Genomic DNA, 11,478 nt, shown 5'->3' with positions numbered 1-11,478 from the left:
TGGGGGGGGCCTAGATAAAAAAACCAACTAAAAAATATGCGGCCACTATGAAAAGAATGAAACCAAAAAAGCTTGGAGTAATCTTTAAAGCGCCAAAGCGAAGTGACGCAGGATCTGATCGCCCACAACTTGGACATGCTTTAGTTTTCTCTTCGATTTTAACTCCACAACCAACGCAAATCATTCTTCGTCCTCCTTCTATAAAATCGATGTCCTTCCAACCATGCTCGAAAGAAACTTGAAGTCTTGCTCAGTTGGTAGGTTCAGCTCTTTGTACCCCAGATGACGTTTAATTTGGAAAATTAAGTCTTCTCCGTCTTCATAGTAATCGTCCAAGCCGAAGTGGTGTGATGCCCATTCGAAAAACTCATGCATGTCAAATTGTGAGTATATCTCTTTAGCTTCGACATCAGCTTTTGGAGTGACCGATGAAAGACCAAGAAAGGCTTTGATCGTTTCGTCATTTCCGTCTGCAAGCTGTTTGCATGTAACCAATGAATTACGGATCACATCCAAAGACAGGTCGAAAGCTTCCATGCGTTTCATTCTTTTGACCAAGAACTCTTTCTTCTCACGGATGTGATTTTTTTCATCGGTAATTAGTCGTTCAAATTCATCTTCCCCGCCCCTGAAATCACCCGTCCTATTCTTGATGTCTTCATCTAGGCGGTTAGCAGACGTTATGATGCTGATGGAAAGACTATGGAGAAGGCCTTGGTAGGGACGTTTAGTTAGTGTGTCCGTCTTAGTGTAAGGTATTGCGCATTGCAGCGAAGTCTCGGTGATCCGATCTAAATCCAATAGAAGACCAAGGGGACACTTTAGATGTGCCATAGCCTCAGAGAACATCTGCTCTTCACTGACCACCCATGTTGGCAATCCAACATAGATTTGAACGCTATCAAGCCACGTTGAATGTCCTGCTGCTTGGCGCTCGTTGAACTGAGCTTGTGCTAATTTTAAAGACCAATGACTGATCCGCTCGGGCATGAAGTCATATAAAATATCAATTAATTCGTCTGTGATTGCATGTGTATTCAGGGGCTTTCTGAAAGGAATGTCGAGATAGTGCACGTTTGACATTAAAGCCCTCGCAATCGGGAAATGAGCGTTCAGCATATCACATCTCAACACTCTTTTCAATAATTTGTTCACTTTACGTTCTCGTGCGCACGCACGTACACGCATGTCGGTACACGCCTACACTCACGCTCATACACACACTTCCTAACGTCAGTGAGAAGTGTGTGATGAGCATGTGAGTGTAGGAGTTAACCTCACAAACATCTCCACTCTCTGCACCGAAACTCATTGATGGAGATCAATATGTCACAAGAAGTCCCAACCCTCGAAATCGACATTCTTCGGGATGAAGAGTTTATCGAAACCCAGTTCAAAAAGGCGATGGAAGATTTGGACGAGCCCCTCAGCTTTCGGTCCATCGGAGATGTACTGAACCAACTTGCATTCAAGTTTTGATTTGAGCGGCAATCACCAAAAAAAGGAGAACAATATGGCTAAGAAACGTTTTTACCTGAACTGCCCATTTGACGAAAAAGACATGTGTAAGAGCCTTGGAGGCCGCTGGGACAACGATCTTCGCAAGTGGTATGTTCCCGCCGATCTAGACACTGACGATTTCCGTAGGTGGTGGCCTAGTGAAACTACGGCCACTCAGAGTGATCTCTGGATTATCCCCAATGATTAATTGATCAACTCAAGGGTGGCACCTCGTGTGCCACCCATTTTGTTTTAGATATTGGGGAAGGAAGCACATGTCAGATATGAAATTGAGCAACATCAACAGTTTTGGAAGCTTAACTGCTGACCAGAAATTGGAAGCAATCAGGCTTGTTACCTGTGATCCCAATTACAGGTATCGACATCCGGACGTTATCTTCTGGACACCAACATTCGCAGCATTCAACAAGAATGCTAACGATCTTGTAGACGAGATATGTGAGGCTCATGGCTTAACTTTGTCAGGCCAACGAGGTCGCAAGTACAGGATCGTAGTTGCTAGCCTTCTTCAGGCAGTCAAAGAGCTTGATGTAAAAGGTCATAAGACCATCGCTGTCAGTAAAAACAACAACACCTTCAAAGGATACTCTAGTGGCGTTGGCAGAAGTACTATTGATCAAGTTGTACAAGCTCTCAATGGTAGCTTTCTAGAACGAATTGACGGTTCTGGGGGCTGGACTACACCTCAGCATATTGAGTTTGAGATCTTTGGCACTGGCATCGGTACATTTGCAGATGTGACCCGTTACAGGTTTGTTGGTTCTGAATACCTGCAGCGTATCAAAGACGCTCACATGGTAGATGCTTACTCACGGATTGTAGAGGTAAACAAACCAGAAACTTACCTGCAGAAGAAAGAACGTAAAGAAACTAAAAGTAAGCCACCTCGCTTCAGCAATACAGAAGCACAGACTAAGTTTGGTAGAGAGTTAACAGTACTTCGTAATGAGGTTAAAAAGCTTAATGCCTTCTACCTGAAGCACCCATTAGAGGTTACTCATGATGGCCACACGACCTTTGCAGCAGCAGCACACAGGGTCTTCCATGAAGGTAGACTAGATGCTGGTGGCAGGTTTTACGGCTACTGGACTAATCAGAAGGAAGCGACACGACTTCAATTCAAGATTGATGGTGAACCAGTTGTGAGCATTGATGTGAATGCTTCACAGGCTGTCACCTTCTCCATGTTGATGGGAGAGAGGATCAATACATCAGACAGGTGGACAGACCTTTATAAGGATACAGCACCACATCTAAACAGGGACTTACTTAAGATAGTTGCACTAGAGGTTATAGGCTTAGGCGATCCATACAAAGAGAAACCATCGTCTAAGAACGCTAGATGTTTTGAGACAGAAGGTAGCTGGGATAGCTATCGTGAAGCACTATTGGTGGCTGTACCTGCACTAAGACACTTAGATAAGAAGTACATGAATGGTACTGGCTTTATTAGCTATCATGAAGCTGAGATATTGAAGCGTACCATTCTTAGACTGACGGCTATGGATTTACCTGCCTACTCCGTACATGACTGCATCATAGTCAAACAATTACACGAAGAAGCAGCAGTGGCTTGTTACCAAGACACCTTTAAGTCTTACGTGATTGAGCACTGTAAGAACTTTAAGCGAGACAATGTCATTAGTTGCACACCTGCCTTGAAGCTAACGACGCTAGAGGGAAGCAGATACATTCTTGGTTCACAGCAGGTAGTCTAACTTGGAACGGTTAGGAGAGAAGAAAGGCATATAGCAGACAAAACAGACTAACTAACTGATAACGTTATGAATGTTAAACTACCAAGCCACGCCCCAAGCTTCACTTTACTACTAACGATAAGGATAAGAACCTGCTACGCTGCAAGGGTTCCACACTAGTTGGCTACATTGCAGTGCGAACACAGACTTCTGTCCAAATGTGACCCCTAGCCTGACCAAATAGTACCAACTCACTTCTGTTGTTCTTAATAAGCCGCACTTCATTGGAATCACGTTGTGCAAGTGCTTCATAGCACTCCTGCAAAGTGTTGTATGAGCAGTGGTGGGAAAGAAGCAAAACAGCGTTCGATTTGGCCTACCGACGGCTAGGTATGTTACCTAGTGGCACCTCTTGAAAACAGCTGCAAAGTAATTATTTAATACTGAGTGCGGCCTAGATTTCTGCCGCCATTTTCCGAAAATTATTAGGAGTGTCTGGATGGACATTGTCGAGAACGCAGAGCGTTTTGCTCGTGGGCGTCATGCTGGCCAGTTCCGTAAAGGTAAAGCCAAAGAACCCTATGTGACGCATTTGGAAGAAGTCTGTGATCTTGTTAAGCAGTGGGGAGGCAGTGATATAGAACAAGCCGCCGCTTGGTTACATGACACCGTTGAAGACTGTCCCCCTACGTCTTTGTTGGAACTAGAACAAGAATTTGGAACTGATATCACTCAAATTGTGGGTGAATTGACAGATGACAAATCCCTCCCAAAAGCTGAGCGGAAAGCCCTGCAAGTGCATAATGCTCCAAAGAAAACAACCTCTGCTGCGCTTGTGAAATTGGCAGACAAAACTTCCAATATAGGTGCGCTCAGCAAGTCACCACCAGACGGTTGGGATTTGCAAAGGCGGCTTGATTACATTGAATGGGCGCAACGGGTTGTTGATGCACTTCCGTACAAACATGTTGCTGGTATGAAGGAGTTTGAAAAACGCTGTGATTTGGCAATTCTTCGGGCATACGAAGACCTTGGAAGCATACGCCAAGCACAAAATGCGGCATTAGAGATGTTGTCTCGCAAGGCAAAACGAGCGGGCCTCGATCATGCTCAGGCTGAAAACTTTATTAAGAATTTTGTAAAGAGTAATCTTTAGATAAAGTTACTCAACAGGTGCTTCATCTCAGTCGTCACTATCATCAGCGGCCTGCTTGTTTGTTCGCAAAGGAGGGCTGATGGTTCTACGGCTAGCGACTGAAGCAGCGGTATCTCGCTGGCTATTTGGCTGGCCTTTTTGCCCCTCTGCAATCAGAGTAAGCAGCCTGTTGTTATCTAGCTGCACGGCTAATGCCCCAACAATAATGACCAAGAAGAACACATAGAAAATCATGCCGATGACAGCCATGATTGGTGGATAATCAAGCTTTGGGCTAACAAGAAAACCAATGATCGGAAGAGCAACTGCTATTATTACAAGTGCAGAAAATAAGAAGCGGTAAAGCTGCGTAATGGCTCTGATCATGACTAGCTCCCTGATATCCTTGACGCATCGTTATTCGAATGGTCTCATTGTTATATGAAGCAACGCATTCATCAAAGTATTACTGTTTCTCTGGCTGCTGTGTTGCTTACAGCAGGGCCATTGTTAGCTGCAACTTCAGAGCAACAGCAGGTCATTATTAACGCTTGTGAACATTGGATTGATAATCCTTCGGCAGAGGAAGGTACGGTAAATTACTTTGTAAGCCGAATAACTGGCTGGACAGAAATTGAAGTGGACATCGATGACGCAGTAGCTTGTTTGAGAGGTATTACAGGTGATGCGGCTTGGAATTACGATCGACGATCTCAATCATTCAGTGTTGGAAACGATATCGTCAGGTACCAAGAGCAAGTCTCAACTCGTATATCAGAGCTACGAGAGCAAATAGACGCTTATCAACGAGTTCTGACAAGTTTCACAGAATACGAAGCGGCTAGAGCCGATGCGTTTATCGAACAGACGCAAAACGAATGCATAGATTGGTACAACAGTGACCGCAGAGGAGCTTTGACTAATCCTGTTTGCTACGAAGTATTTAGCGATATTGGGGTTCCTTTGAACATGCCAGAGGGCCTCAGCACAGAAGTAGTGGCGGAAGCTCAGACGAATTTGTCGTTAGTGGTGGACGAGCTGGACTTCATCTTGGAGCATCAAGTTCTGCCACAAGATTATGAAGAACCACTCATAGTTACCGCAATGGAACTCCAAATCCTAATGAACGAATGGGGAAGCAATATACTGCAAAAAATAGAAGCCACACCAAACCGTCCTCAGGGAAATGGGGCTGCAACAGTAAGGCTTCAAGTAGAGGCTGATGGAACACTGCATGGTTCGAGAATATTGATTAGTAGCGGTAGCCCTGACTTAGACAACGAAATACTCAGTTTCATAGATAGAAGCGCCCCTTATCCTGAAGCACCTGAAGGAATTGAACCAAGCAGATACAACTTTGACCTTCCGCTGAGGTTGCGATGAAAAGAACATTCACGATTTTGGCTGTCCTTGTTGCGATGGTTTCTCCATCAACTGCACAAGAACAAACAATTGATCAGAAGCTTGATTATATAATCCAAGAACTAGAGGCGCTTAAAGAAGCGGTTGCGGCTTTAAGCTCTGAGGCAGAGCCTGTCACGCCCACGCTTGAAGATGTGCTAGGCGCTATAGTCAGCACCACACTGGATGACATGAACCTAGACGCTGATGGATCTGATGTAGAAGAGCTGGTATCGACCGCAGAGCCTGAACAGACGTTACCGCTTGCGATTTTGAGTTGGTCAGCGGAAGAGCCTGATGGAATGTATATGGCACTCACGCCAGTTCGGATCACTCTAGAAATCCAGAATGTCTCAACCAACGATATTGCTATCTTAGATGGCTCCGTAAACTTCAGTGACCGACTAGGGTCTGACATTGGAAGATTGCGCCTTCCAAGGGACATCAATCTTACCGCTGGAACAAGCGTTACTCACACTGGCGTATATGACGGTGATGGCATGTTTGGTGAGAGCGGCCTGAAACGCTTAATCGAAATCAATCCTGACTTTGTTGATATTGAGTTGGATTTGGATGAGGTACTTTTTAGTGATGGCACCAGTGTCTCTTATGACTAGTGGAGGAAATGTCTCCGTGAGAACGTTTTTATTGATGATGCTTTTTGCTATTGGTGTTAGCGCAACTTCTGTTCAGGCTAATGAATGCTCACTAATTGAGGACGGAATTGAGCGTTTGGCTTGTTTTGACCGTCAGTTTCCCAGACCCCAATCAGAACCAGTCGATGCAACTCCTGTTAACGGCAACTGGGTAGTCAGCATTGAAACGTCAGCAATGACGGACGAGACCAACGTTTATTTGAGGTTGGAGTCAGAGCAGCCGGTCTATTGCAGCTGGAGCAGTGGAAATCCTGTAACTCTGCTGCTCCGCTGTAGAGAAAATACAACATCGGCGATCTTCTCCACTGGATGCCATATGACGTCTAGCAGATATAATAATTACGGAGACGTAACTTACCGTCTGGATGATGAAGCTCCTAGAGTGAAGGGGTTCACGGAGAGCACCAATAACCGATCCCTTGGCTTGTGGCGGGGAGGCCAAGCAATACCGTTTATAAGAGAAATGCTGGATAACGAACGGTTGCTGGCTCGGATGATGCCATATGGTGAAAGTGCATTTGAGGTAAGCTTCAACATTTCAGGGCTAGATGAGGCTATTCAGCCACTTCGAGACGCCTGTGGATGGTGAGTAACGCATTATGAAACTCCTTCTTGTCATCATAGCTACATTAGCTGCCTGTCTCTTCACTATTTCGAAGCTGCATGACGATGGCACGATGATCCTTGCAAGCATGGCTGAGGAATATAGCGTCTGCACCAATGTGAATGAGTGTTCAGATGACGACCTAACTGAAATGACTGACCTGCTGCTCGAACAGGACGAGTATAACTCAAGGATGTAGCGCAGAATTGATCTTGGGTGGGCGCATTGGCGAAATAGACTAACACCAAATAGCAGCGCTAGAGATGTCAGTCCGACTAGGTATGGGAACTAATAGCATGGATACACAGGAGTGGCTCGAAGACTTCATGCAGCGAATGCAACATATCGAAGACGATATTGTCGCAAGTATGCTTATTAAGACTGTAGGCGAGTATTTTCGTATGACAGCCATGTCACCCGACATGGACGATTGGTTCATGGAGTATGCCCCCGAACACACCAAGGAGTTGTCTACGCTAGCTACTGCCTTAGAGCTACGGATCAGATCACATCAAGCAAATGGCGAAATGATGATGACTCCTCAGCTAATGATTTTAATGTTCACGTGTAAGGGCATAACTGACCCGTCACTTACAGGTGATGTTGTAAGGCTCTGGGACGCATTAAAAAGAAGAGGCCGCAGGCATATCCAAAGCGTAGCATGGTTGATGGACGACAGCATTACAGAGGAAATGATTACAAGTGCTAAGGGCTTCGAGCCAACCGCACTTTATCAAAGGCAGCAGCTGAAATCTAACGAAGGCAGTGTGACTGATATTCCGTCAACTCCTATTAAAGCACCGACAGAAAATCACACACAAAGAATGGGACAGACTTTGCATTCCACCGAAAAGTCGTTGAGTGCTTCAAAGTTCTTATTAATTCCAATAGCTTTTTGTTTGCTTGGTGTCCTACCGCTCCCGTACGACTATTACCTACTTTTGAGGGTGGCCGTTTGTGCTTCAGCGGCTTTGGTCGCTTATTACGATTTCAAACATAGCAATGAGAGCTGGATTATTTTTGCAATAGTAGGCGCTCTTTTTAACCCATTTGTCCCCGTTCATCTCAACAAACCAATATGGATAGGAATTGACCTTGCCACTGCAGGTTTGTTCTATTGGCGCTATCAAAGAGGTTAAGCCGTAATGCAAAGCTTCTTACACATCATTCGTTGAGGACGTGGGCATGTTTGGACTCTTTGGCGGAAATAAAGCCGAGCTTCAGGTATCTAGATTGGCCAGCGAGTTAGAAGAGATTTTCGGTTCGCTTTTTCATGGACAGGATGTTCCAAGCGCTTTCGTGATGGAGCCATACGTTTCCGGTTACATAGTCGGATATTCGATTGCCGTAATGGATTTAAGGTTTGATGCCCTGAATTGGAGTAAGGATCGTAGAGGTAAATTTCAGCTCGACTTGTATCAGAAAATTAGCTTCACAAATTCATGTGGCTTTGATCGTTTTTTGAAAGATCTTGATTTTGCCAGACAACTCGCAAGCGACCCTGATTTCTGTACTGGTAGAGACCATGCCAGTATTTGTGCAGTAGTGGTCCATGACAAACTGAAAGCAGGTGTGTCCGACCCTCTTATAGACAGCGCAAAAGCAACTGCCGACAAACTTCAAATTGACCTAAAAGCAGCTTTGTTTATGGAAACAATCGGTTCATTTAAAATCAATTGGCGTTAATAGATTTCGTTTGCGTGGCATATGACCACACTCGAAAACTAGCTCAACAGTAAGAAGCTCTTTGAATCGCAGTAATGGCAGATTGAAGCTCAAGGTCAGCGTATCTGCCGCCTGAATATCTTCTGCAATCTAGTGCGAAGCCATTTTCTATAGCTGTTGCTCCGATGTCTTCTCCATTCAAATGGCAAACGCCTATTAGCCGATCATGACTACGTTCACCCGTTAGGTCGCATACCACTTCCCTGTTCAACACCAACGAAGTCATAAATTGCTTGGCTGCCTGACCAACATCTGTAGAAAGTTCAGGCCCATCGATCCCATTCAAACGAATGGCGACGCCACCCAACTCAATGGTGTCAACATCCCTGACATGAGTAACCTCTCCAGAAATCTGTGGACCATTAGCGGTGCACGCAGAGGAATATAAAGAAACAAGGAGAGCCGTGTTTAATGCGATGATAAGTTGCAAATTCATCAACGGAACAACCAACGTTTAAAATTCGCCCCAGCGTTCAGCCATATACTTTTGGATAGTCAAGCTTATCAGGGCACCCCCCAAGTCTCCTTTGGAACCAAGAGTGCCAGAAAACATTTCTGCCATTTCTCGTGCCCTAACAACTTTAGGATCGGGGTCATCAGGCTTCAGTCCGTTGTACACTGCCATAGATACGCTCAAGCCATCGGTATTGCCTTCGGCATGCAAGTTTTGATCGCTCACAGACAAATCGCCTAAGAAAATCTTAGCTACGGTCAAAGATGGATCAACCACTTCCAACGCACAGTACATAAACTCACCCTTTTTCTTGGATGACCATCTGCTGCCTTTGGCTCCTGCAATTAAACTTCCAGTCACAGCTCCAATTACAAAGCCTGAAATATAACTATCGAAGTAAAAGTCGCTTGGTGGATCAAAAAACCCTTTGGATCCCAAACGTGAAGTAAGTGAAGCGGTTTGCAATGTTTGCCATACACCTTGACCCGTTTGAGTTCCTAGACGTTTGTGCTGACTGAAAAACATAAAACTTCCCCATGACCTAACGGTTCATTCGGCATCGTCCATTTGGTGTTGAGGCTAACGCAGAAAGTGTTCTCTGACCCACAACACCATCAACAGTTAAGCCATAAGAACGTTGAAACTGCCTGATGGCCTCCGAAGTCATTGGGCCCATTCTACCATCAACAAAACCCACGGGAAGGTTTGTGCAATGCCTCTGTAAATCCAATTGGATAGACAAGACGGAAGCATTGTACGCACCGGCTGCACCGGCCCCAGAAACACAGTCTCGAGAGCGGCTGCCCAAATCACATCTCAACCGATAACCTCCGGAGCTAGAGGGCATCATTTCACTAGGTGAGCGATGGCAATGATAAGGGCGGCTTCCACCATGACAGCCTTGAGCGTTCAGCCCACCAGAGTGCGCAAAACCTTGGCTTGGGATGTTAGAACTCACCACAACAAAGCATAATACAATCCAAAAGCGAAACATTGTGAGCCTTGACTATTCACGATCCTGATAGTGTCATCATTGTATGAAAATAATAATGCGTCAAATCATTGTCTTAGTACTGACTGCGCTTTGGGGTAGCTCAGCATATGCGCAAGATAACGTTATTAGAGGCCATGAAGCAGAAACGATCATAATTGGCGGCAATATCATCGCTTCTTCAAGCGAAGCCCCTAGCCTCTCATCTGCAAGATTTCACATCTTAGTTGAGTACGGAGGTGCATTGTACAGCTGCATTCACACTAGACGAGACGCAGAGGTTTCGGCTGCCTGTACCAATGATTATCAAACACGTTATGACATTTTTGGAGATCTAGAGATCCCATCGTCAAATCTTCCAGATACCGTAATGTCCAATCCTGAACTTATGGCGGATTGGGGTCAGGCTATTTTTGAGTGGATTAACTCGACTCCTGACCGCCCAACGGGTGACGGGTATCTTGTGGCTCGTTTAACGCTCCGAAGTGACGGCACACTTCAGGAAACTTCAATTATTCATAGCTCTGGAGTGCCCGAACTTGATACTGCCCTATTGCAATTCCTCGAAACGGCAAATCCATTTCCAGCAGCGCCAGACCCATTTCCAGACACACTTTATAACTTTGACTTGCCCGTGAGGTTGAGATGACGAACCGGAGCCACGCCATGAAGCGCATCATCTTAGCCACAACCATCGCAGCCAGCACTTTGGCAGGAGCCGCTTTGGCTGAGCAGTGTGTGCAGTGGCGTTGACGTGACAGCAGGTTGATCTCCACCAACCAACCTGAACGGACTTGCAGCAATACACTCACGTTTAGTCACGCCAACATAGTATTAGCTAGGCTGGTTCTGCCCAAAGTAAATCTTGCAGGTGCAACTAATGTGTTTAGCAAGGGTGCTGGCGTAACAGAGGGTCATTCCCTGCTAGGAAGCGGGAGGGGGACTACACCACCACGCAGCTTCGGTGTCACACCAGCCTGACAACCATAAGGCGAATATCGCCATGTGTAAACTTTGGTGATTAACTAGATAGAACGTTGAACAGATACTACTGTTCTTGCTTCAGGCAGTATGTTCAGCACAGCCATTGAAGCTGCGGTTGAGTCACGAGCAAAGATTAGCTGCCCATTAATCTTTTGGCCTTGGGCATCAAGATAATCAACAAGGTATGGCTTTAGTTTGTCTTTGTTCATTGCCGTGTCTCCCGTGTGACTATGTAAGGGATACGGCTGATTGGCTTTGATGGATCACTTTATGGCAGCTAGACACGCCAAGCCTTGTAGCTCTCTAAATG

General features: G+C 45.5%; 17 protein-coding genes. 11 read left to right on the top strand and 6 right to left on the bottom strand.

The window, feature by feature from the left end:
• Nucleotides 1–198: 198 nt before the first annotated feature.
• On the bottom strand, nucleotides 199–1,188 hold the full coding sequence (locus tag AAC636_RS12465; RefSeq protein WP_340301754.1) for a hypothetical protein: 990 nt from the start codon (nucleotides 1,186–1,188) through the stop codon (nucleotides 199–201).
• 138 nt (nucleotides 1,189–1,326) lie between these two features.
• On the opposite strand from AAC636_RS12465, the gene AAC636_RS12460 reads away from it, so the two are divergent.
• The 4 genes from AAC636_RS12460 to AAC636_RS12445 all read left to right on the top strand — a co-directional run bounded on the left by AAC636_RS12460 (nucleotide 1,327) and on the right by AAC636_RS12445 (nucleotide 4,374).
• Nucleotides 1,327–1,479: a hypothetical protein gene (locus AAC636_RS12460; RefSeq protein ID WP_340301753.1), complete on the top strand. Its 153-nt coding sequence runs from the start codon at nucleotides 1,327–1,329 to the stop codon at nucleotides 1,477–1,479.
• Nucleotides 1,480–1,513: 34 nt separating this feature from the next.
• Nucleotides 1,514–1,708 (top strand): DUF5710 domain-containing protein, encoded by a 195-nt coding sequence (locus tag AAC636_RS12455; RefSeq protein ID WP_340301752.1) that lies wholly within the window; start codon nucleotides 1,514–1,516, stop codon nucleotides 1,706–1,708.
• A gap of 67 nt (nucleotides 1,709–1,775) precedes the next feature.
• Nucleotides 1,776–3,239: a hypothetical protein gene (locus AAC636_RS12450; RefSeq protein ID WP_340301751.1), complete on the top strand. Its 1,464-nt coding sequence runs from the start codon at nucleotides 1,776–1,778 to the stop codon at nucleotides 3,237–3,239.
• Nucleotides 3,240–3,717: 478 nt separating this feature from the next.
• A complete protein-coding gene (locus AAC636_RS12445; RefSeq protein ID WP_340301750.1) occupies nucleotides 3,718–4,374 on the top strand; it encodes an HD domain-containing protein in 657 nt (218 codons plus the stop codon).
• A gap of 27 nt (nucleotides 4,375–4,401) precedes the next feature.
• On the opposite strand, the gene AAC636_RS12440 is transcribed toward AAC636_RS12445, so the two are convergent.
• Nucleotides 4,402–4,740, bottom strand: a complete 339-nt coding sequence (locus AAC636_RS12440; protein WP_340301749.1) for a hypothetical protein — start codon at nucleotides 4,738–4,740, stop codon at nucleotides 4,402–4,404.
• A 54-nt stretch (nucleotides 4,741–4,794) separates the two neighbouring features.
• Here AAC636_RS12440 and AAC636_RS12435 point away from each other — a divergent pair, with 54 nt between their 5' ends.
• The 6 genes from AAC636_RS12435 (at nucleotide 4,795) to AAC636_RS12410 (ending at nucleotide 8,700) form a co-directional block, all read left to right on the top strand.
• Nucleotides 4,795–5,736: a TonB family protein gene (locus AAC636_RS12435; protein WP_340301748.1), complete on the top strand. Its 942-nt coding sequence runs from the start codon at nucleotides 4,795–4,797 to the stop codon at nucleotides 5,734–5,736.
• Nucleotides 5,733–6,371, top strand: coding sequence for a hypothetical protein (locus AAC636_RS12430; RefSeq protein ID WP_340301747.1), 639 nt, complete (start codon nucleotides 5,733–5,735; stop codon nucleotides 6,369–6,371). Before AAC636_RS12435 ends, AAC636_RS12430 begins: the two co-directional genes overlap by 4 nt.
• Nucleotides 6,372–6,387: 16 nt before the next feature.
• The gene (locus AAC636_RS12425) at nucleotides 6,388–6,999 is read left to right on the top strand and encodes a type VI secretion system-associated protein TagO (protein WP_340301746.1); all 612 of its coding nucleotides are present in this window, start codon (nucleotides 6,388–6,390) and stop codon (nucleotides 6,997–6,999) included.
• A gap of 10 nt (nucleotides 7,000–7,009) precedes the next feature.
• A complete protein-coding gene (locus AAC636_RS12420; protein ID WP_340301745.1) occupies nucleotides 7,010–7,213 on the top strand; it encodes a hypothetical protein in 204 nt (67 codons plus the stop codon).
• Nucleotides 7,214–7,310: 97 nt separating this feature from the next.
• A complete protein-coding gene (locus tag AAC636_RS12415; protein ID WP_340301744.1) occupies nucleotides 7,311–8,153 on the top strand; it encodes a DUF6804 family protein in 843 nt (280 codons plus the stop codon).
• Nucleotides 8,154–8,199: 46 nt separating this feature from the next.
• On the top strand, nucleotides 8,200–8,700 hold the full coding sequence (locus AAC636_RS12410) for a hypothetical protein (RefSeq protein ID WP_340301743.1): 501 nt from the start codon (nucleotides 8,200–8,202) through the stop codon (nucleotides 8,698–8,700).
• 43 nt (nucleotides 8,701–8,743) lie between these two features.
• Here the strand turns inward: AAC636_RS12410 and AAC636_RS12405 are convergent, their stop codons facing one another.
• From AAC636_RS12405 to AAC636_RS12395, 3 genes are read right to left on the bottom strand one after another with little or no spacing between them, the layout of a single operon-like run.
• The gene (locus tag AAC636_RS12405) at nucleotides 8,744–9,175 is read right to left on the bottom strand and encodes a thermonuclease family protein (protein ID WP_340301742.1); all 432 of its coding nucleotides are present in this window, start codon (nucleotides 9,173–9,175) and stop codon (nucleotides 8,744–8,746) included.
• Between the two features lie 18 nt (nucleotides 9,176–9,193).
• The gene (locus AAC636_RS12400) at nucleotides 9,194–9,718 is read right to left on the bottom strand and encodes a hypothetical protein (RefSeq protein ID WP_340301741.1); all 525 of its coding nucleotides are present in this window, start codon (nucleotides 9,716–9,718) and stop codon (nucleotides 9,194–9,196) included.
• A 16-nt stretch (nucleotides 9,719–9,734) separates the two neighbouring features.
• The gene (locus AAC636_RS12395) at nucleotides 9,735–10,040 is read right to left on the bottom strand and encodes a peptidoglycan-binding domain-containing protein (protein ID WP_340301755.1); all 306 of its coding nucleotides are present in this window, start codon (nucleotides 10,038–10,040) and stop codon (nucleotides 9,735–9,737) included.
• Nucleotides 10,041–10,230: 190 nt separating this feature from the next.
• Between AAC636_RS12395 and AAC636_RS12515 the strand changes: the two genes are divergently transcribed.
• Nucleotides 10,231–10,833: a TonB family protein gene (locus AAC636_RS12515; RefSeq protein ID WP_445322582.1), complete on the top strand. Its 603-nt coding sequence runs from the start codon at nucleotides 10,231–10,233 to the stop codon at nucleotides 10,831–10,833.
• A 376-nt stretch (nucleotides 10,834–11,209) separates the two neighbouring features.
• On the opposite strand, the gene AAC636_RS12385 is transcribed toward AAC636_RS12515, so the two are convergent.
• The gene (locus AAC636_RS12385) at nucleotides 11,210–11,377 is read right to left on the bottom strand and encodes a hypothetical protein (protein ID WP_340301739.1); all 168 of its coding nucleotides are present in this window, start codon (nucleotides 11,375–11,377) and stop codon (nucleotides 11,210–11,212) included.
• Nucleotides 11,378–11,478 lie beyond the last annotated feature (101 nt).

This window comes from Roseobacter sp. HKCCD5988 (assembly GCF_037830355.1).
GTDB lineage: Bacteria > Pseudomonadota > Alphaproteobacteria > Rhodobacterales > Rhodobacteraceae > M30B80.
The sequence above is the reverse complement of the archived record's forward strand: the minus strand, read 5'-3'. Positions and strand labels throughout refer to the sequence as shown.

Bases quoted from the DNA above. Each gene is read 5' to 3' on its own strand.
- AAC636_RS12435 (WP_340301748.1), top strand. From the start codon at position 4,795: ATGAAGCAACGCATTCATCAAAGTATTACTGTTTCTCTGGCTGCTGTG.
- AAC636_RS12385 (WP_340301739.1), bottom strand. From the start codon at position 11,377: ATGAACAAAGACAAACTAAAGCCATACCTTGTTGATTATCTTGATGCC.
- AAC636_RS12400 (WP_340301741.1), bottom strand. From the start codon at position 9,718: ATGTTTTTCAGTCAGCACAAACGTCTAGGAACTCAAACGGGTCAAGGT.
- AAC636_RS12450 (WP_340301751.1), top strand. From the start codon at position 1,776: ATGTCAGATATGAAATTGAGCAACATCAACAGTTTTGGAAGCTTAACT.
- AAC636_RS12465 (WP_340301754.1), bottom strand. From the start codon at position 1,188: ATGCGTGTACGTGCGTGCGCACGAGAACGTAAAGTGAACAAATTATTG.
- AAC636_RS12405 (WP_340301742.1), bottom strand. From the start codon at position 9,175: ATGAATTTGCAACTTATCATCGCATTAAACACGGCTCTCCTTGTTTCT.
- AAC636_RS12415 (WP_340301744.1), top strand. From the start codon at position 7,311: ATGGATACACAGGAGTGGCTCGAAGACTTCATGCAGCGAATGCAACAT.
- AAC636_RS12515 (WP_445322582.1), top strand. From the start codon at position 10,231: ATGAAAATAATAATGCGTCAAATCATTGTCTTAGTACTGACTGCGCTT.
- AAC636_RS12430 (WP_340301747.1), top strand. From the start codon at position 5,733: ATGAAAAGAACATTCACGATTTTGGCTGTCCTTGTTGCGATGGTTTCT.
- AAC636_RS12455 (WP_340301752.1), top strand. From the start codon at position 1,514: ATGGCTAAGAAACGTTTTTACCTGAACTGCCCATTTGACGAAAAAGAC.
- AAC636_RS12420 (WP_340301745.1), top strand. From the start codon at position 7,010: ATGAAACTCCTTCTTGTCATCATAGCTACATTAGCTGCCTGTCTCTTC.
- AAC636_RS12460 (WP_340301753.1), top strand. From the start codon at position 1,327: ATGTCACAAGAAGTCCCAACCCTCGAAATCGACATTCTTCGGGATGAA.
- AAC636_RS12445 (WP_340301750.1), top strand. From the start codon at position 3,718: ATGGACATTGTCGAGAACGCAGAGCGTTTTGCTCGTGGGCGTCATGCT.
- AAC636_RS12410 (WP_340301743.1), top strand. From the start codon at position 8,200: ATGTTTGGACTCTTTGGCGGAAATAAAGCCGAGCTTCAGGTATCTAGA.
- AAC636_RS12440 (WP_340301749.1), bottom strand. From the start codon at position 4,740: ATGATCAGAGCCATTACGCAGCTTTACCGCTTCTTATTTTCTGCACTT.
- AAC636_RS12395 (WP_340301755.1), bottom strand. From the start codon at position 10,040: ATGCCCTCTAGCTCCGGAGGTTATCGGTTGAGATGTGATTTGGGCAGC.